Origin of the sequence: Prauserella alba, from assembly GCF_024171735.1 — a bacterium.
Taxonomy (GTDB): Bacteria; Actinomycetota; Actinomycetes; order Mycobacteriales; family Pseudonocardiaceae; genus Prauserella; species Prauserella alba.
The window spans coordinates 1-18,144 of record NZ_JAMTCH010000009.1; the positions used below are offsets into that span (position 1 = coordinate 1).

Here is an 18,144-nt window from a genome sequence, read left to right on the forward strand (position 1 = left end):
GAATGGTCCTATCCGGTATTAGACCCAGTTTCCCGGGCTTATCCCAGAGTACAAGGCAGATTACCCACGTGTTACTCACCCGTTCGCCACTCATCCACCCACCGAAGCAGGCTTCAGCGTACGACTTGCATGTGTTAAGCACGCCGCCAGCGTTCGTCCTGAGCCAGGATCAAACTCTCCAACAATGCATTGAAAAATTCAAACCAAGCAAAAAACACACAACCACAACCAACACAACATCAGCCATGGCCCTGCGCTAGCTCAAAGAAACCCCAAAACGAGGTCACAAAAACAACAAAACAAAGCTCACAAACACACTGTTGAGTTCTCAAACAACACGCAGTTGGTTATTCGCCCGAGAGCGCCACCGACCACAGTAACTTATCTCGTGGAGATTCGTTGCTCGTGGTTGTGGCCCTTTCGAGGGCCGACCAAGAAGTTTACCCGGTCCGTCTCGCGGAGTCAACCTCCGCCTCGTCCCGTCCGCTCCCTGGCGACAAGAAGAAGATTACACGTCCGCGAACCCCCCTGAAACAGGGGGGTCCCCTTTACTTAAAACCGCAGGTCAGAGCACAGGAAGCAGGGTGCGGAGCTCGTACGGCGTCACCGAGCTCCGGTAGTTGTTCCACTCGGTCCGCTTGTTCCGGAGGAAGAAGTCGAAGACGTGCTCGCCCAGCGCCTCGGGCAACAGCTCCGAGTTCTCCATCTCCGCCAGCGCCTCGCCCAGGTTCTGCGGCAGCTGCTTGTAACCGGCGGCCTTCCGCTCGACCTCGGACAGCGCCCAGATGTCGTCCTCCGCCGCAGGCGGGAGCTCGTACCCCATCTCCACACCGCGCAGGCCGGCCGCCAGGATCACCGAGTACGCCAGATACGGATTGCACGCCGAGTCGAGCGAGCGGATCTCGACCCGGCGGGACGACGCCTTCCCCGGCGAGTACATCGGCACCCGCACGAGCGCGGACCGATTGGCCCTCCCCCACGAGACGGCCGTCGGGGCCTCGCCACCGACGATCAGCCGCTTGTACGAGTTCACCCACTGGTTCGTGACCGCCGAGATCTCCCGTGCGTGGTACAGCAGTCCCGCGACGAACGCCTTGCCGGTCTCCGACAGTTCGTACGGGTCCTCGGGGTCGTAGAAGGCGTTGCGGTCGCCCTCGAACAGCGACACGTGGGTGTGCATGCCGGAGCCCGGCTGGTCGGTGAACGGCTTGGGCATGAACGTCGCGCGCACCCCCTGGGTCAGCGCGACCTCCTTGACCACGTACCGGAACGTCATGACGTTGTCGGCCATGGTCAGCGCGTCGGCGTAGCGCAGGTCGATCTCCTGCTGCCCCGGCGCGCCCTCGTGGTGACTGAACTCCACGGAGATGCCCATCGCCTCGAGCGCCTCGATGGCGTGCCGCCGGAAGTGCGTGGCCGTGGCGTGGCTGGCCTGGTCGAAGTAGCCGCCGTTGTCGGCCGGGACCGGTTCCTTGCCGTCCTCCGGCAGATCCTGGAGGAGGTAGAACTCGATCTCCGGGTGGACGTAGCAGGTGAACCCCGCTTCGCCCGCCTTCGACAGCTGGCGGCGCAGCACGTGCCGCGGATCGGCCCACGACGGCGACGCGTCGGGCATGGCGATGTCGCAGAACATCCGCGCCGAGTAGTGCCCGCCGTCGGCCTGCTCCCACGGCAGCACCTGGAAGGTCGACGGATCCGGCTTGGCGATCATGTCCGACTCGTAGACCCGCGCGAAGCCCTCGATGGCGGACCCGTCGAACCCGATCCCCTCGGAGAACGCGCCTTCCAGCTCCGCCGGGGCGATCGCCACCGACTTGAGGAAGCCGAGTACGTCGGTGAACCAGAGCCGCACGAAGCGGATGTCGCGTTCTTCGAGTGTGCGCAGCACGAACTCCTGCTGACGATCCATGAACGTGACCTTATGCGCACCGTGTTAACGCGATGTTTCGCGGGTTACACCGGTTCGGCGGATGCTCGACGTCCTGGGCAGCTGCCGCATCGGCACACGTCGCCGGCCTTGCACAGCGGCTGCGCTCACACCGGCGGCTCCGGGTCGTACTGAATTCCCCGCCGCACGTCGCGGGCGCGTTGCGGGGAAGCCAGCCGGGAAACCAGGTGCAGCGCCATGTCGATCCCTGCCGAGATCCCCGCGGAGGTGACGATGTCGCCGTCGTCCACGAACCGCTCGTCGGGACGCACATCGATCGTCGGGTCGAGTTCGGCGAGATACCCCAGCGACGCCCAGTGCGTCGTCGCCGGACGCCCGCTCAGCAGACCTGCCGCGGCGAAGACCAGCGAACCGGTGCACACGCCTGCCAACAGTGGCACCGACCTGCGCTGGGACCTGATCCACTCGACGTGTTCGGCGTCGGCGAGCTGCGGGCGCGTCCCATCGCCGCCGGGATGCACGAGGACGTCGAGCGCCGGCATGTCGCCGATCGCGTGGTGCGGCTCGACGGTCAGCCCCTTCGAGCAGGTCACCGACTTTCCGTCGGCCGAGCAGCAGAACACCCGCCACCCGTCGTCCGGGAACGCAGCCGCCCAGAACGACAGCACTTCCCACGGCCCGATCGCATCGAGCTCCTCGACATCCGGGAACAGCAGGATCCCGATGTTCCGGACCTTCTCGTCGACCATCGCCCACTCCCGTCGCACGCACACGTCGCCGCCTCCGGTCTTCCCTGTGGCCACAAGCGTGATCCACTCCGCGGGTCTCCGACGAGTGGCAAAAATGCCGATGTGTGAAAAAATCTTGCCATGACAGCAGGGACGACCGCGGGAAGTTCCGTCCCAGCGGGAGACAACGGAACGGCGCGCGACAGCGGTACGGCGGGAGATTCCGGAAGGGTGGCGGACCGTGGTGCACCGCACCGCGTGGTGGTCCTCGCTCTCGGCGAGGTCGTCGGCTACGACCTGCAGATTCCGCCGCAGATCTTCGCGTGCGCCGAACGCGCCGAGCAGCGGCTCTACGACGTGCGCATCTGCGGGGTCGACGACCGGCCGGTACGGGTGTCCTCGGGCTACTCCGCACTGCTCGATCACGGCCCCGAGGCACTCGACGACGCCGACACCGTGATCGTGCCCGGAACCCGGCTGCCGGGCCCGCGCAGGGACGGCTCGCTCCCCGACGACGTCGCCGCGGCGCTCGCCCGCATCCCCTCGTCCGCCCGGATCATGTCGATCTGCACCGGCGCGTTCGTCCTCGCGGCGGCAGGCCTGCTCGACCGGCGCCCCGCCACGACGCACTGGGCGCACGCCGAGAGCTTCCGCGCGCTCTACCCCGACGTACGCCTCGACGAGAACGTGCTGTTCGTCGACGACGGGGACGTGCTCACCTCCGCGGGCCTCGCCGCGGGCGTCGACCTCTGCCTGCACGTCGTCCGCTCCGACCACGGCAGCGACGTCGCCAATCGCGCCGCCCGTTACTGCGTCGTCCCGCCGTGGCGCGACGGCGGCCAATCGCAGTACATCGACCGTCCACTGACCGACGCCGGCACCGGCAGTACAGCCTCCACCAGGGAATGGGCACTGCAGCGACTCCGCGAGCCACTCGACCTGGCAGCGCTCGCCGCACACGCGCGGATGAGCATGCGCACCTTCAACCGCCGCTTCCGCGACGAAACCGGCCTGCCGCCCCACACGTGGCTCACCCACCAGCGCGTACTGCACGCCCGGCACCTGCTCGAGGTCACCGACCTGCCCGTCGACCGCGTCGCGGCCGAATCCGGCCTCGGCACCGCCGCATCGCTGCGCAATCACCTCCGCGCCGCCATCGGCGTCTCCCCACTCGCCTACCGGCGCACCTTCGCCACACCGGCCGACGGCGCAGGCACCCCCGCCGGCAACTCGACCCCAATCCGCTGACCGGACCGCCAGCCGAACGGGCCTCGCCCGGCAGTACCGGCCGGCCCCGCACCCGCCACCACCCAACCTGACGAGCTTCGCCCGGCAGTACGGTCTCTAGACATGTCCCGGCGGATCCTGGTCGTCACCGCATCCCTGCTCACGTTCGTCGCCGGGTGCACCTCTTCGCCCGAGGCGCCCGACACGGAACCGCCGGGCGCCTCGCTGGTCCGCGACGCCTCAGCCGCGCTCCGCGACGTCACCAGCGTCCACTTCGACCTGAGTACGCAGGGGGCGCTGCCCGGGTTTCCGATCAGGTCGATCGAGGGTGTGGCCACCCGCTCCGGCTGGGCCATGGGCGAAGTCGACATGCAGTTGCCCACCGAACGCGTGCAGTACGAGTACGAACTCGGCCAGCGGGAGGGCGCGTCCGCATCCGGCGCTTCGGCCACGTCGACGGTGCCCGACGGCAGCAGCGCCGACGCCGCCAGCGACACGACCGTCACACTCACCGACTCCGACGACGTGACGACCACCGCCGTCATGCCGGAACGGTTCACACCCGCACACCTGCTCGCCCGCGACGGCGGACTGCGCGACCTGCTCGGCGACGCGACCGAGCTGAGCACCGAGAGCCGCGAAGACATCGGCGACGTGCCGACGTATCGCGTCAGCGGCACCCTTCCCCAGGCCGACATCTCCGAGCTGCTGCCCGGCGTGCCCGACGACGTGGCGGTCAAGTTCTGGGTCACCGACAACCCCGAACGCACTCTGCTGCGCGTATGGCTGCAGGTCCCGCCACGAAGGCCGAACCAGGGCGCCACGATGATCGAACTCGGGCTGAGCGAGCACAACGAACCGATCGACGTCTCCAGCACGACGCCGCCGCCGAGCAGCTGACGCCACGCCGCGGCCGCTCACCGCGAGCGGCATCCCGCCCGCGGTCCGTCACCGCGCGGGCGGTACCTGCCCGCACCGGTCACGCGCAGCGCTTGCCCTCCGGCGGCAGCGTGCCGTCGATCAGGTATCGGGTGCCCACCCCGTCCACGCACTGGTTGCCCTGCAGGAACACCGTGTGCTGATTGCCCTCGAAGGTGAGCAGCCTGCCCTCGAGAGCCTTCGCCAGCTGCACACCCGCCTGGTACGGCGTCGCGGGGTCGTTGGTGGTGGACACGACCAGCGCGGGTGGCACGCCGTCGACGTCGGGCAGGTGCGGTTCGGACGTGCTGTCCACGGGCCAGAAGGCGCAGGCGTCACGGGCCGCCGACGGGCGGGTTCCCGGGTCGAGGAACGGCGCCACCTCGGCGTACCGCCGCTGCGCCTCCCGGATCTTCGCCTTGTCCTCCACCGGCGGGTCGTCGACGCAGCGGATCGCGACGAACGCGTCCTGGGTGTTGGTGTACTCGCCGGAGGAGTCGCGCTCGTTGTACATGTCGGCCAGAGCCATCAGGGTCGAACCGGTGCCCTGCGACAGCTCGATGAGACCCGACTTCAGCTGCGGCCACATGCGCTCGGAATACAGCGCCTGGATGGTGCCCGTCGTGGCGTCGTCGTAGGACAGCACGCGACCGCCGACGTCGACCGGTTCGTCCAGCAGCGGCCGCACCAGGTCCTGGTAGGCCTTCGTCGGATCGCCGGTCAACGGGCATCCCGATCGCTCCTGGCACCACGCGGCGAACTCCTGGAACGACTTGCCGAATCCTTCGCCCTGGGACACGAGCGATTCCACGGAGTCCTGTTCGGGGTCGAGAGCACCGTCGAGCACGAGCGACCGGACGTTGCGGGGGAACCGTTCGGCGTAGGTGTAGCCGATGCGCGTGCCGTACGAGTAGCCCACGTAACTGAGCTTGCGGTCGCCGAGCGCCGACCGCAGCACGTCCATGTCCTGGGCGACCTCGCGAGTGCCCAGGTGAGCGAGCATGTCCTCGCCGTGCTCGGTGCGCTCGGCGCACTTGGCCGCGAACCGGCGTTCCTCCCGTTCGGTGTCCCGCACCCCTTGGCTGCTGCCGTCGTACTCGACGTCGTGGGCGCGGTCGGCGTCGCGTTCGGTGTCGGTGAGGCATTCGATCGCCGGGTCGCTCGCGCCGACCCCGCGCGGGTCGAAGCCGACCAGGTCGAACCGCTTGCCGATCTCCGTGTCGGCCGTGGGGCCGGCCATCGACGCGGCGTTGAGCATGCCCGACGCGCCGGGGCCGCCCGGGTTGACGACGAGCGAGCCGATCCGGTTGTCGCCGGTGGCCTGGTGCCGCAGCAGCCCGAGCGTGATCTCCGGGCCGTCCGGCTCGGCGTAGTCCAGCGGCACCGTCAGCCGCGCGCATTCGAGCCCTTCCGCACCGAACGACGAGCGGGCCATGTTGGAGGTGGCGTACGGCTCGCATTCACCCCAGTCGAGCGCCTGCCCGTAGAACCGCTCCAGGCCCTGCGGAACGGGTCCGACCGGACCCTTCTGCTCGGGCTGTTCGGACGAGCAGGCGGTCGTCAGCCCGCCCAAGGCGAGTACACAGGTGGCGAGGGCCAGGTAGCGTTCGACGGAAGGCACGGGATCGATCGTGCCATCGCACGACGAGAAGCGAGATGGGAGACCACGCGTGGCGTTGATGAGCCGGGTGAGCAAGCGGTTGCGCAGGATCATCCAGCGTCCGGCGAGCGTGGAACTGACGCGGTACGAGGCGTTGCTGCCGCGGATCGAGAAGCGTGAGCCCGAACTGGAGAAGCTCGACGACGGCGGGCTGACGGCCGCCGCCACCGAACTGGGCGACGACCTGTCCGCCACCGGGACGTTCAGCGACCGGCAGCTCGTCGAGGTCTGCGCACTCGGCAGGGAGGCGGCGCGCCGCGGTCTGGGCGAGCGGGCGTTCGACGTCCAGCTGCTGGGCACGATGGGCCTGCTGACCGGCCACGTCGTGCAGATGCAGACCGGTGAGGGCAAGACGCTCGCCGGTGCGCTGGCCGCGGCAGGCTACGCACTGCAGGGCAAGCGGGTGCACGTCATCTCCGTCAACGACTACCTGGCTCGCCGCGACGCCGAGTGGATGCGGCCCGTCTACGACCTGCTGGGTGTGTCCGTCGCCTGGGTCGAGCCGTCGCTGGAGACGGCGGACCGGCGCGCCGCCTACGGCGCGGAGATCTGCTACGGCGCCGTCAGTGAGATCGGTTTCGACGTGCTGCGCGACCGCCTCGTGACCGACGCCGGCGAACTCGCGCAGGCCGAGCCGGAGGTCGCGATCGTCGACGAGGCCGACTCGGTGCTCGTCGACGAGGCACGCGTCCCGCTGGTGATGGCCGGGTCCGTGGACGCGGGAGTCGCGGACCTCGAGGTCGCCAACATCGTCCGCAGGCTGCGCGTCGGCCTGCACTACGAGACCGACCCCGACGGGCGCAACGCGTGGCTCACGACGGCGGGCGCCTCCGTGGTCGAGAAGTCCCTCGGCGGCATCGACCTGTACGCCGAGGACGGGGCCGACCGCCTCGCCGCAGTCAACGTGGCACTGCACGCGCACGCACTGCTCACCCGGGATGTCGACTACCTCGTGCGCGACGGCAAGGTGCAGCTGATCAACGCCTCCCGCGGCCGCGTCGCCGAACTGCAGCGCTGGCCGGACGGCCTGCAGGCCGCGGTGGAGGCGAAGGAACAGCTGCCGCCCTCGGACCGGGGCGAGATCCTCGACTCGATCACGGTGCAGGCACTGATCGCGCGGTATCCGCAGGTGGCGGGAATGACGGGCACCGCGGTGGCCGTCGCCGAGCAGCTGCGCGAGTTCTACGAACTCGAGGTCGCGGTGATCCCGCAGAACACACCCAACGTGCGCGAGGACACCGCGGATCGGATCTACGCCGCCCCGAACAACAAGCTGCGCGCGATCGTGTCCGAGATCGAGGAGGTGCACGCCACCGGGCGGCCGATCCTCGTCGGCACCCAGGATGTCGCCGAGTCCGAGGAACTCGCCGAGAAGCTCGACAAGGCGGGGCTGCCGTGCGTCGTGCTGAACGCGCGCAACGACGCCGAGGAAGCGGCCATCATCGCCGAGGCGGGCACCTACGAGCGGATCACCGTGTCGACCCAGATGGCGGGGCGCGGCACCGACATCCGGCTGGGCGGCGCGGACGGTTCCGACCGGGAACGCGTCGCCGAGCTCGGCGGCCTGCACGTCATCGGCACGGCGCGCTACCCCAGTAGCCGGCTCGACGACCAGCTCCGCGGCCGCGCGGGCAGGCAGGGCGACCCGGGCAGCTCGGTGTTCTTCGCCAGCCTCAACGACGAGCTCGTGCTCGGCCACGCCCCGGACGTGCCGGACGGCATCGACGCCGATCCCGATACCGGCGAGATCACCGACAACGCGGCGCACCGGCAGATCAACCACGCCCAGCGCGTCGCCGAAGGCGTCGACCTGGAGATCCACCGCAACACGTGGCGCTACACCCGGCTGATCGAGCACCAGCGTTCGGAACTGCTGAAATGGCGCGACGAGGTGCTGCGCACCGACGCCGCCAAGAAGACCCTCGCCGAGTTCGCCGCTGCGGGCGACGACGAGACCACCGGCGCGGCGGGGAAGAACAAGAAGGCGGCGAAGGCCGCCGGCGCCGATGCGGACTCCTCCGCGACCGGGGACACAGGAACGGGGGACGCAGGGACCGGGGATTCCGAGTCCGGGGACACGGCAACGACGGACACGGCAACCACGGACCCGGCCTCCGAGGACTCCGACGGCGCGGACGCGGCAGCCGGGGACCGCGCGGCCCCCGATGACGCCACGACGGGCGACACCTCCGCCGACGCGACCACCACCGACGACACCACCGCGGGCGATCCCGGCGACGCCGCGGACGCCGATGCGAAGCGGCTCGACGAGGCGCGCCTCACCGAGCTGGCCGAGAAGCTCGGCGAGGAGGAGCTCACGACCGGGTGCCGCCGAATCATGCTGTTCCACATGGACCAGCTGTGGGCCGATCACCTCGCGTTCCTCAACAACGTGCGGGAAACGATCCACCTGAGGGCGATGGCCAGGGAGCAGCCGCTGGACGAGTTCCACCGGGCCGCGATCCCGGAGTTCCACAAGATCCGCAGCAGGGTGGAGTCGCGCTCGGCGGAGACCCTCGCGGCGGCGGCCGTCACATCGGACGGCATCGACCTCGCCGCCGCGGGTGTGCGCAGGCCGACGTCGACGTGGACGTACCTCGTGCAGGACAACCCGTTCGACTCGGACGCCGAGCAGGCGTTGAAGAAGGTGCGCGGGATGCTGCGCAAGAAGCGCAGCTGACGGGCGAAAGCGATCTCACGAGCGGAGCGCTGCGCGGGTGCGCGACAATGACGGCATGCCGCACCTGCGCATCGCACTGGCCCAGATCAACACGACCGTCGGCGACCTGGCCGGAAACACCGACCTGATCGTCGAGCGCACTCGCGAAGCCGCCGAGTCCGGAGCGCACGTCGTCGTGTTCCCGGAGATGACACTCACCGGCTATCCGGTGGAAGACCTGGCGTTGCGGGAGACGTTCGCCCGTGCGTCCCGGGGGCAGGTCGACGTGGTGGCACAGCGACTGGCCGACGCAGGCTGCGGCGAACTGCTGACCTACGTCGGCTACCTCGACCAGGACGAGGCCGGTCCGCGCAACGCGGTCGCCGCGCTGCAGGGCGGCCGGGTCGTGGCGACGCAGTACAAGCACCACCTGCCGAACTACGGCGTGTTCGACGAACGCCGCAACTTCAAGTCCGGCACCGAGCTCGACGTCGTGCGCCTGCACGGCGTCGACGTCGGCATGGTCGTCTGCGAGGACCTGTGGCAGGACGGCGGCCCGGTCGCGGCTCTCGGCGAGGCGGGCGTGGACCTGATCGTGTCGCCGAACGCGTCGCCGTACGAACGCGCCAAGGACGACGTGCGGTTGCCGCTGGTCGCGTCACGGGCCCGCGAAGCCCGAGCTCCCGTGGTCTACACGAACTGCGTCGGGGGGCAGGACGATCTCGTGTTCGACGGCGATTCGATCGTCGTCGGCGCCGACGGCACGCTGCTGGCGCGTGCGCGCCAGTTCACCGAACAGCTGCTCGTCACCGACGTCGAGGTGCAGCAGCGCGGCCACACCGCCGACGGCGAGTTCGCCGGGCTCATCGTGCACCGGCGGACACTGAGCGACGGTACGCCGCCCGCGCGCGAACCACTGGGCGGCCCGGTGATCGGCGAACCGCTGCCGGACGAGGCCGAGGTCTGGTCGGCCCTCGTGCTCGGGTTGCGCGACTACGTCGGCAAGAACGGGTTCGGCTCGGTGATACTCGGCCTGTCCGGCGGGATCGACTCGGCCGTGGTCGCGGCGCTCGCCGTCGACGCGCTCGGGCCGGACCGGGTGTACGGCGTGGCGATGCCGTCGGTGTACTCGTCGGACCACTCCAAATCGGATGCCGCCGACCTCGCCGAACGGCTGGGCTGCCACTTCCGGCTCGAACCGGTGGCCGACATGGTGACGGTGTACGTCGACCGGTTGTCGTTGCAGGGCCTGGCCGAGGAGAACATCCAGGCACGGGTGCGCGGCATGCTGCTCATGGCGCTGTCCAACCTGGACGGCCACCTGGTGCTGGCGACCGGCAACAAGACCGAGCTCGCCGTCGGCTACTCGACGATCTACGGCGACGCGGTCGGCGGGTTCGCGCCCATCAAGGACGTGTTCAAGACACACGTGTGGGCGCTCGCGCGCTGGCGCAACGAGGAGGCCGTCAAACGCGGCCAGACACCGCCGATCCCGGAGAACTCGATCTCGAAGCCGCCGTCCGCCGAGCTGCGTCCCGGCCAGGTCGACACCGACTCACTGCCGGACTACGACCTGCTCGACGACGTGCTCGACGACTACATCGAAGGCGACCGCGGTTACGCGGACCTGCTCGCTGCGGGTTTCGATCCCGAGGTGATCGACCGGGTGGTGCGGATGGTCGACGGTGCCGAGTACAAGCGCAGGCAGTACCCGCCGGGCACGAAGATCACGTTCAAGGCGTTCGGCCGGGACCGGAGGCTGCCGATGACCAACCTCTGGCGCGAAACCCACTGACGCCGTGTCCGGTGTCGGTGTCATCGTGTTCCCGACGGCGATCGGGCACTGCGGTCTCGCCTGGGCCGGAGAACCGGGCGGTGCCGTCGTGGGCGCCCAGCTTCCCGAGTCCGGCGCCGAGGGCACGCGGACGCGGCTGCGGACCCGCTTCCCCGGCGCCACCGAGCACGAGCACACCGAACCGGGTGGTACCGGTGCTCTCGTTCGCGTACCGGACCGGATTCTCGGGGCGATCGAGGCGGTGACGGCGTCGCTGGCCGGCGAAGATGTCGACCTGTCGACCATTCCGCTGGACCTGCGGTCCGTGCCGCCGTTCCACGCACGGGTGTACGACCTCGCGCGCACGATCCCGCGCGGCACCACCACCACGTACGGCGAGCTCGCCCGACGGCTCGGCGAACCGGGTGCGGCGCAGGCCGTCGGGCAGGCGCTCGGCGCAAATCCGTTCGCCCCGATCGTTCCCTGTCACCGGATTCTCGCCGCGGGAGGGAAACCGGGTGGATTCTCTGCGTCGGGAGGAGTGGCCACGAAGGAACGGATCCTGGCCGCCGAAGGCGTCCACCTCACGCCGCCCACGCTGTTCTGAACCGGCACCGGCCCGTCAGGCCATGCGGTCGGTGCGATCGCCTCCGGTTCTGCTGAGGTACGCCACGCCGGCCGCGAGCACGATGCTCGCGCCGATCGTCTGCCCGCGGGAGGCCAGACCCGCGAACTCGCCGGGGCCGACGAAGTCGTCGAGCACCAGCAGCAGCCACGCGAGCGTGCCGATGCCGACGCCGACAGCAGGCGCGATCGTCCACCTTCCGTACCACCAGAGCAGCAGCGCGAGCGGACCTGCCGAGCAGAACACGTTGACCAGGATCGACGCCGCGATGTGGAGCTGGCCGCCCAGCGACGGATCGGGATCCGGCGTGCACCCGCCTCCTGCGACGACCCGGCATTCCATCGGGAAGATGCCCCGGATCAGATACAGCACGCCGAGCATGCCGAGCAGCACCATCGTCGCGCGGGCGCTGTTGTGCACCGGGGCGATGCGCAGCAGCGGCGGCACCGCCAGCACCAGCGCGACCCCGGCGAGCAGCTCCGCCGCGCGGAACACGAGCGAATACGGCTGGCCGGGCACCGCGAGCGCCGACGTGACCGTCCGCAACGGGGACATGTGGGTGTGCAGCACGAGTTCCGCCAACCAGCCGAGCTGACCGATAATGGCGATGACCAGCAGGGATATCCCCGCTCTACGCACCGCGGTCAGGGTCGTGGAACCGCGGAGCTCCGGCAGCATAGCGAACTACTTATCACGCTATCGGCCGAACCGAAACCCGAAATGGTGTCGCACACAGCGTAGTGATCCCGCTACCCAGCAGCGACGTGCGGCCGTCCGCCCTGTGAAGCTGCTCGCACCGAGCTTCCTGGCCCGTCAGCGGGACTGCCACGCTCGGTGGGTAACGATCCACGACCCGGGGACCTGCCGCGCAGGCCTCGAGGGAAGGACGGTTCGACGACGATGTCCGTTTCCGAAACACCCGGCGACCCCGCGGGCGAGCAGCCCGCACCGTACGGCTCCCCCACCGGCCCGGCAGGCGATCGCGCTCCCGAGCGGAAGAAGGTGCGCATCCCCCAGCTGCTCCGCTGGAAGGAAGCGCGGCAGCCGTGGCCGATGCTGACGGCCTACGACATGTACACGGCGAAGCTGTTCGACGAAGCCGGCATCCCGGTGCTGCTCGTCGGAGACTCGGCCGCCAACAACGTCTTCGGTTACGACACCTCACTGCCGGTCACGGTCGAGGAACTGCTGCCGCTCGTGCGTGCCGTCTCGGGCGCGGCGACCCACGCGCTCGTCGTGGCCGACCTGCCGTTCGGCTCGTACCAGGTGTCGGTCGAGCAGGCCGTCTCCACCGCGGTGCGGTTCATGAAGGAGGGCCGCGCCCACGCCGTCAAACTGGAGGGCGGACGCCGGTTCGCCCCGCACGTCGAGGCGATCACGGCCGCCGGTGTACCGGTGATGGGCCACATCGGGTTCACGCCGCAGTCCGAGCACACGCTCGGCGGGTACCGGGTACAGGGCCGCGGTGAAGCCGGTGTCGAACTGCTGGAGGACGCGCTCGCACTGCAGGACGCAGGGGCCTTCTCCGTGGTGATGGAGATGGTGCCCGGGGAGGCCGCGCGGCAGGTGACGCGCAAGCTGGCGATCCCCACCGTCGGGATCGGCGCCGGCCCGGAGTGCGACGCACAGGTACTCGTGTGGCAGGACATGGCGGGACTACGAACCGGCGGCGCGCCACGGTTCGTCAAGCGCTACGCCGACGTCGCGGGTGAGCTCACCCGTGCGGCCCAGGCATTCGCCGCCGACGTCCGGGACGGGCAGTTCCCGGCCGCCGAGCACACCTTCGACTGACACGAACGCCGGTTCTCACCGCCCCCAGGGGCACTGTGGTGGCATTGAACGCAACCACAGTGCCCCTGGGGGCGTTCACGGGAGGGCGGCCGAGAGTTCCCGGTGGGCGGCCACGAGGGACGGTCCGTACCACGTGAGGTACCTGCCGGAGACGAGGACGTACGGCACGCCGGGGAACGCGTCCGGGCCGTCGGCGTCGGTGAACTCCCACGGTTCGTCGGGCAGCACGAGCAGGTCCGCCTCGCCGTCGGTGAACCGCTGCCGCAGCAGGTCGAGCTTCGGACGCGGATAGCGGTCGTCGGCCCCGGCGTAGACGTGGTCGACGCCGAGCCTGCGCAGGACGTCGCCGCCGAAGGTGTCCCGGCCCAGCACCACCCACGGTTTGCGCCACACGGGCACCACCGCGCGTGCCCGCACCGGCGGCGGCTCCGCCGTCCACAACCGTTCGGCCTCGGCCAGCCATGCCGGGACACCAGCCGGTGTTCCGGCATGGCCGGCCGCGAACGGGCCCGTCAGCAGTGCCCGCAGCGAGGCGAGTGCGGCAGGCACCGTCGCGGGCGCCTCCATCACCCAGACCGGGATGCCGGCCTCACGGAGCGCCTGCACGTCCTCCGGCCGGTTCTCCTCGGCGTTGGCCAGCACGAGATCGGGTCGCAGCTCGGCCGCGGCACTCGCCGTCGGATACTTCGACCCACCGACTCGGGGGACGTCCAGCTGGGGCGGGTGCGTGCAGTAGTCCGTCGCACCGACGATCAGACCCGGCATCGTGTGCTCGACCGCCTCGGTCAGCGCCGGAACGAGTGAGACGACCCGGCGCGGCGGGTCGGGCAGCGGAACCTCGGCGCCGAGGTCGTCGGTGAACGTCGTCATGCCGCCATGCTCCCCCACCGTGCTGCTCCCCCTCTGTGCTGCTCCCCGACTGTGCCCACGTACCCCGACTCGATCGCCCCACCCGACTCGATCGGGTCACCGCCCCCCTCGGTACCGTTCCGGCCACAGTTGATGAAAATGACTTCCATTTGGGGGCACACATGAAGGTCGCCTTCGTGGGCAAGGGTGGCAGCGGCAAGACGACGCTCAGCGGCCTGTTCACGTCGTATCTCGCCGGTTCCGGAGCTCCGGTGCTGGCCATCGACGCCGACATCAACCAGCACCTCGCCGTCGCACTCGGCGCGACCCCGGACGAGGCGGACGCGTTGCCCACGCTCGGCGACAACCTGACCCTGATCAAGGACTACCTGCGCGGCGAGAACCCTCGCATCCCCAGCGCCGACGCCATGATCAAGACGACCCCGCCGGGACGCGGTTCGCGACTGATGACCCCGCGTGAGGACAACCCGATCACCGACGCGTGCGTGCGCGAGATCGGCGACACCCGTGTCGCCGTGACCGGCCGGTTCACCGACGACGACCTCGGCGTCGCCTGCTACCACTCGAAGACCGGAGCGGCCGAACTCCTGCTCAACCACCTCGTCGACGAAGCAGGCGAGTACGTGGTCGTCGACATGACCGCGGGCGCCGACGCGTTCGCCTCCGGCCTGTTCACCCGCTTCGACGTCACGTTCCTGGTGTGCGAGCCGACGATGCGCAGTGTCGGCGTGTACCGCCAGTACACGGAGTACGCGCGCGAGTTCGACGTGCGCCTCGCCGTCGTGGGCAACAAGGTCGCCGACGACGAGGACGTGGCGTTCCTGCGTGAGGAGGTCGGCGACGACCTGATCGGATGGCTGTCGACGTCGCGGCACGTCCGCGCCGCCGAGCGCGGCAGGCACCGCCCGATCGGCGAACTGGAGCCCGCCAACCTCGCCGTGCTCGACACCATGCGCTCCACTGTGGACGCCGTCGAACGCGACTGGGCCGCCTACCAGGCGCAGGCCGTCGAGCTGCACCTGCGCAACGCCCGGGCGTGGGCCGGATCCGAACTCGCCGACCAGGTCGACCCGGATTTCGTGCCCGCTCCCCCGGTTCGCGTGTAGACCGGCCTACCGGTCGTCGTCGCGGTCGTGGTCGTCGCCCTCACGCCATTCGGCGTCGGCCTCGTCCGCGGCCTCGGTGCGCGCCTTCGCAATCTCCAACGCCTGCCGGGCCGTCGCCTCGTCCGGATACGGCCCGAGCAGATCGATCGACCGTGAGACCTCGCCGTGCTCGATCTCGCCGGTGCGGGTGTTGTACCACCAGCCCGACGGCGGATTCGCGTCCTTCTTGCGCCAGCCCATACCTCGAGCGTGGCACAGCCCGCGTCACCTGCGAAAGCGGTAGGGAATCTCCGTCGGTTCCGCACCGGTCGGCCCGAACACGGCTTCGTCGCCGTCGGCGCCCGCGGCGTCGGGCACCCCGGCGCCGTCACCGGGCATCTCGTCGAACCAGTCCCGCTGCGCCGCGTCCGACCGCGCCGTGTCCGACACTGCGGTGTCCGAGGCTGCGCTGTCCGGCTGGGCGGGGTCCTGCTGCGGCTGCTGGGCCTGCTGCGGCTGCTGGGCCTGCTGCGACGACCCCTGGGGCGGCGTGGCGATGCCGGACGGAGGTGTCGGCGTGCCCGACTCCGCCGCGGGGCCCTGCGCAACCGGCCCCTGCGCCGCGGAGCTTTGCGCAGCGTGACCTTGCGCAGCCGGTCCCTGCGCAGCCGGTCCCTGCGCAGCTGGGGTGCCAGGCGGCGGTGCGGCGAAACCCGACGGCGGTGTCTCCCACACCGGTTGCGGGCCGATGTTCATCGGCGCGGCCTTCGCCTGCTGCGGTACGGCAGGTGCCGCCTGCGGACGGCTCGGCTGCACCACGGGGTCCAAACAGGACACCAGCACGGTCACCGAATCGGGATCGTCGACCTTCCGGCCACTGCGCTCGCGGTAGACCATCTCACCCTCGGAGTCGATCTCGACGAGATAGCCGGCCTCGGCCAGCTGCTCCTCGTCGAGGTCCACGAGACGTTCGGGCCGAGAGGGAACGACCCGGTAGGCGGGCCAGTCCAGCCGGGCATGACCGTCGTGGAACTGGGCGAGGAGGTTCACCAGTTGTTGCTGCCACGGCAGCGGCATGTCCTCGACGAGAGTGCGCGGCAGCACGACGTAGCCGTCGGTGACTCCGGGCTGCTGACGCCGCAGGTAGTCGGACAGCGGCGTACTCGAAGCGGGCGGCGCGTTCCGCGGAGCCGGCGGGCGTGCCTGCATCGCGAACGGGTCCACCTGCGCTGCCCCGCGGCCCGCGTTCTTCCCGCGTTTGCCCCACTTCTTGCCCACGACACCCTCCTGCGTTCACACACCAGGCCGGACGGCCTGCCGGACGAGCCCACCCTCGTCCCACGACACGTCACGTACGTGTACCGGGACGCCGCTCTGCTGCGCCTCGACAATCTTGCCGTTCCCGAGGTACATCGCCACGTGGTGAATGGTGCTCGGGTCGGCCGTATCGTACGCCCAGAACAGCAGGTCACCGGGTTGTGCCTGCTCCACCGGCAGCATCGAGCCCGCCTTGTACTGGTCGCGCGACACCCGTGGAATCGTGATACCGGCGGCCTCGTAGGCACGCAACATGAGTCCGGAGCAGTCGTACGAATCGGGCCCGGTGGCACCCCAGACGTACGGTTTGCCGCGCTCGCCCATCGCGAAGTCGATCGCCCGCTGCGCCGACGAGTTCGATGCCAGCACGACGTCCCCGCGGGCTTCGCCGCAGCCGCTCACGTTGCGGATCTCGCCGACGTTCTGCACCAGGTGGACGGCCATCGGCTCCCACTCGTGGTACCGGTCGGGGAACGCGGAGCGCTCGACGGCCTGCGCGGCCTCGCCCGGGCGCATGTGCTGCCAGCCGGGCACCTCTTCGAGAACGTCGTAGAACTTGTTGACCTGGTACTGCGGGTTGGTGACCTGCTCCGGCGTGCCCCAGCCCATCGACGGCCGCATCTGGAAGATACCCAGCGAGTCGCGGTCGCCGTAGTGCACGTTCTTCAACCGCGATTCGGTCATGCCCGCCTGAATGGCGATCTGCCACGCACGGGGTGACATGCCGCGTTCCTTGCCGATCTTGATGACCAGGGATGCGATCTCGCGCTGCTCGCCTTCGAGGGAGGCGGCGTCGGCCTCGCCGCTACCGGCCTGCCCCGGCCTCGTCGGGCCGATGGCGGCATCACACGACAGTTCCGTCACGTTGCCGCTCATGGCCTGCTGGCGCGAGCCGTCGATGACGGTGATCAGCCCGACCGCCAGCACCACCGTGAGCGCGGCCGCCATCACGCATCCGAACAGCAGTCCCCCGCGCACGGCTAGCCCACCCGGCTGTAGTCGGAGACGCGCCACCCCTGGTCGGTCTTGATCACGGTGACGGACAGGTCCGGGCCGTCGGTGGAGATCGTCGCGTCGACCGAGCGCGAGTACGACTCGCCGGCCTCGGCCTTGCCCTCGACCTTCGTCGCCGGGATGTTCGCCGGGTCGACACTGCGCATGACCGGCAGGAACTCGGCGGTGGTGTACGGACGCAGACCGTCGAGCCACGCGTCGACGGTCGTGCCGTCGTCGTGGTCAACCCATGCCGCGGCCCACTGTTCGGCGACCCGCAGTGCCTGCGGCGAGGCCGGTGCCTCGGTGGGCGTCTCACGCGGCTCGGTCAGCCGCGTGACCGGCGGCAACTCGGAACCGCCGGCCTCACCGGAACCGTTCGACGTCCCGTACTCACCCGGCTGCGCACCCCCGGACTCGGACGTGGGCGGGGTGGCACCGGAGGCCTGCCCGTCGGAGACGAGGCGGGGCACGACGATGCCGGTCGCGGCGATCAGCGCGACGAACAGGATGATCGTCCCCACCAGATGCGACGGCGATCGCATCGGCCAGCTCCACAGGCGCCGGTAGATCGCCGCGCGGCCGCGGTTGGTGCGAATCGGCATCTCC

The 18,144-nt window shown here is 69.9% G+C and carries 16 protein-coding genes and 1 rRNA gene; 7 read left to right on the forward strand and 10 right to left on the reverse strand.

Translation table 11 applies throughout. The features are described 5' to 3' along the window. From LY12_RS24410 to LY12_RS24420, 3 genes are all read right to left on the reverse strand, one after another. A 16S ribosomal RNA gene (locus tag LY12_RS24410) occupies window positions 1-185 on the reverse strand; the annotation flags it as partial. 380 nt (window positions 186-565) lie between these two features. Then, on the reverse strand, window positions 566-1,909 hold the full coding sequence (gene glnA, locus LY12_RS24415; protein ID WP_253859822.1) for a type I glutamate--ammonia ligase: 1,344 nt from the start codon (window positions 1,907-1,909) through the stop codon (window positions 566-568). 125 nt (window positions 1,910-2,034) lie between these two features. After that, window positions 2,035-2,691 carry a DJ-1/PfpI family protein gene (locus LY12_RS24420; protein ID WP_253859823.1) on the reverse strand — a complete coding sequence of 219 codons (657 nt, stop codon included), beginning with the start codon at window positions 2,689-2,691 and terminating at the stop codon, window positions 2,035-2,037. Between the two features lie 66 nt (window positions 2,692-2,757). On the opposite strand from LY12_RS24420, the gene LY12_RS24425 reads away from it, so the two are divergent. Both LY12_RS24425 and LY12_RS24430 read left to right on the forward strand, forming a co-directional pair. Further along, window positions 2,758-3,864 carry a GlxA family transcriptional regulator gene (locus LY12_RS24425; protein ID WP_253859824.1) on the forward strand — a complete coding sequence of 369 codons (1,107 nt, stop codon included), beginning with the start codon at window positions 2,758-2,760 and terminating at the stop codon, window positions 3,862-3,864. Between the two features lie 102 nt (window positions 3,865-3,966). Next, window positions 3,967-4,743, forward strand: coding sequence for an LppX_LprAFG lipoprotein (locus LY12_RS24430; RefSeq protein WP_253859825.1), 777 nt, complete (start codon window positions 3,967-3,969; stop codon window positions 4,741-4,743). Window positions 4,744-4,822: 79 nt separating this feature from the next. Here the strand turns inward: LY12_RS24430 and LY12_RS24435 are convergent, their stop codons facing one another. Then, the gene (locus LY12_RS24435) at window positions 4,823-6,382 is read right to left on the reverse strand and encodes an alpha/beta hydrolase (RefSeq protein ID WP_372493629.1); all 1,560 of its coding nucleotides are present in this window, start codon (window positions 6,380-6,382) and stop codon (window positions 4,823-4,825) included. A 49-nt stretch (window positions 6,383-6,431) separates the two neighbouring features. Between LY12_RS24435 and secA2 the strand changes: the two genes are divergently transcribed. From secA2 to LY12_RS24450, 3 genes are read left to right on the forward strand one after another with little or no spacing between them, the layout of a single operon-like run. After that, window positions 6,432-9,101: an accessory Sec system translocase SecA2 gene (gene secA2 / locus LY12_RS24440; protein WP_253859826.1), complete on the forward strand. Its 2,670-nt coding sequence runs from the start codon at window positions 6,432-6,434 to the stop codon at window positions 9,099-9,101. Window positions 9,102-9,156: 55 nt separating this feature from the next. Then, window positions 9,157-10,875, forward strand: coding sequence for an NAD+ synthase (locus LY12_RS24445; protein ID WP_253859827.1), 1,719 nt, complete (start codon window positions 9,157-9,159; stop codon window positions 10,873-10,875). Between the two features lie 4 nt (window positions 10,876-10,879). Continuing rightward, a complete protein-coding gene (locus LY12_RS24450; RefSeq protein WP_253859828.1) occupies window positions 10,880-11,461 on the forward strand; it encodes a methylated-DNA--[protein]-cysteine S-methyltransferase in 582 nt (193 codons plus the stop codon). Between the two features lie 15 nt (window positions 11,462-11,476). On the opposite strand, the gene LY12_RS24455 is transcribed toward LY12_RS24450, so the two are convergent. Further along, complete coding sequence (locus tag LY12_RS24455; RefSeq protein ID WP_253859829.1) at window positions 11,477-12,157, reverse strand: DUF998 domain-containing protein; 681 nt, start codon at window positions 12,155-12,157, stop codon at window positions 11,477-11,479. Between the two features lie 222 nt (window positions 12,158-12,379). Here LY12_RS24455 and panB point away from each other — a divergent pair, with 222 nt between their 5' ends. Beyond that, entirely contained in the window at window positions 12,380-13,270 is an 891-nt protein-coding gene (gene panB / locus LY12_RS24460) for a 3-methyl-2-oxobutanoate hydroxymethyltransferase (RefSeq protein ID WP_253859830.1), read from the forward strand. 75 nt (window positions 13,271-13,345) lie between these two features. Here panB and LY12_RS24465 read toward each other — a convergent pair whose 3' ends face one another. Then, window positions 13,346-14,140, reverse strand: a complete 795-nt coding sequence (locus LY12_RS24465; protein ID WP_253859831.1) for a helical backbone metal receptor — start codon at window positions 14,138-14,140, stop codon at window positions 13,346-13,348. Window positions 14,141-14,301: 161 nt separating this feature from the next. Between LY12_RS24465 and LY12_RS24470 the strand changes: the two genes are divergently transcribed. Further along, window positions 14,302-15,246, forward strand: coding sequence for an ATP-binding protein (locus LY12_RS24470; RefSeq protein WP_253859832.1), 945 nt, complete (start codon window positions 14,302-14,304; stop codon window positions 15,244-15,246). Window positions 15,247-15,252: 6 nt separating this feature from the next. Here LY12_RS24470 and LY12_RS24475 read toward each other — a convergent pair whose 3' ends face one another. Genes LY12_RS24475 through LY12_RS24490 form a run of 4 tightly spaced genes read right to left on the reverse strand, consistent with a single transcriptional unit; the run spans window position 15,253 to window position 18,140 of the window. Further along, window positions 15,253-15,486: a hypothetical protein gene (locus tag LY12_RS24475; RefSeq protein WP_253859833.1), complete on the reverse strand. Its 234-nt coding sequence runs from the start codon at window positions 15,484-15,486 to the stop codon at window positions 15,253-15,255. A gap of 24 nt (window positions 15,487-15,510) precedes the next feature. Continuing rightward, window positions 15,511-16,503 carry a hypothetical protein gene (locus LY12_RS24480; protein ID WP_253859834.1) on the reverse strand — a complete coding sequence of 331 codons (993 nt, stop codon included), beginning with the start codon at window positions 16,501-16,503 and terminating at the stop codon, window positions 15,511-15,513. Between the two features lie 15 nt (window positions 16,504-16,518). Next, entirely contained in the window at window positions 16,519-17,520 is a 1,002-nt protein-coding gene (locus LY12_RS24485) for a C40 family peptidase (protein ID WP_253859835.1), read from the reverse strand. A gap of 2 nt (window positions 17,521-17,522) precedes the next feature. Next, the gene (locus LY12_RS24490) at window positions 17,523-18,140 is read right to left on the reverse strand and encodes a hypothetical protein (protein ID WP_253859836.1); all 618 of its coding nucleotides are present in this window, start codon (window positions 18,138-18,140) and stop codon (window positions 17,523-17,525) included. Between the last annotated feature and the right edge of the window lie 4 nt (window positions 18,141-18,144).

What these genes read in the sequence shown, in the direction of transcription:
- LY12_RS24465 (WP_253859831.1), bottom strand. Translation starts at nt 14,140, where the DNA reads ATGACGACGTTCACCGACGACCTCGGCGCCGAGGTTCCGCTGCCCGAC.
- LY12_RS24445 (WP_253859827.1), top strand. Translation starts at nt 9,157, where the DNA reads ATGCCGCACCTGCGCATCGCACTGGCCCAGATCAACACGACCGTCGGC.
- glnA (WP_253859822.1), bottom strand. Translation starts at nt 1,909, where the DNA reads ATGGATCGTCAGCAGGAGTTCGTGCTGCGCACACTCGAAGAACGCGAC.
- panB (WP_253859830.1), top strand. Translation starts at nt 12,380, where the DNA reads ATGTCCGTTTCCGAAACACCCGGCGACCCCGCGGGCGAGCAGCCCGCA.
- LY12_RS24425 (WP_253859824.1), top strand. Translation starts at nt 2,758, where the DNA reads ATGACAGCAGGGACGACCGCGGGAAGTTCCGTCCCAGCGGGAGACAAC.
- LY12_RS24475 (WP_253859833.1), bottom strand. Translation starts at nt 15,486, where the DNA reads ATGGGCTGGCGCAAGAAGGACGCGAATCCGCCGTCGGGCTGGTGGTAC.
- LY12_RS24430 (WP_253859825.1), top strand. Translation starts at nt 3,967, where the DNA reads ATGTCCCGGCGGATCCTGGTCGTCACCGCATCCCTGCTCACGTTCGTC.
- LY12_RS24490 (WP_253859836.1), bottom strand. Translation starts at nt 18,140, where the DNA reads ATGCCGATTCGCACCAACCGCGGCCGCGCGGCGATCTACCGGCGCCTG.
- LY12_RS24455 (WP_253859829.1), bottom strand. Translation starts at nt 12,157, where the DNA reads ATGCTGCCGGAGCTCCGCGGTTCCACGACCCTGACCGCGGTGCGTAGA.
- LY12_RS24470 (WP_253859832.1), top strand. Translation starts at nt 14,302, where the DNA reads ATGAAGGTCGCCTTCGTGGGCAAGGGTGGCAGCGGCAAGACGACGCTC.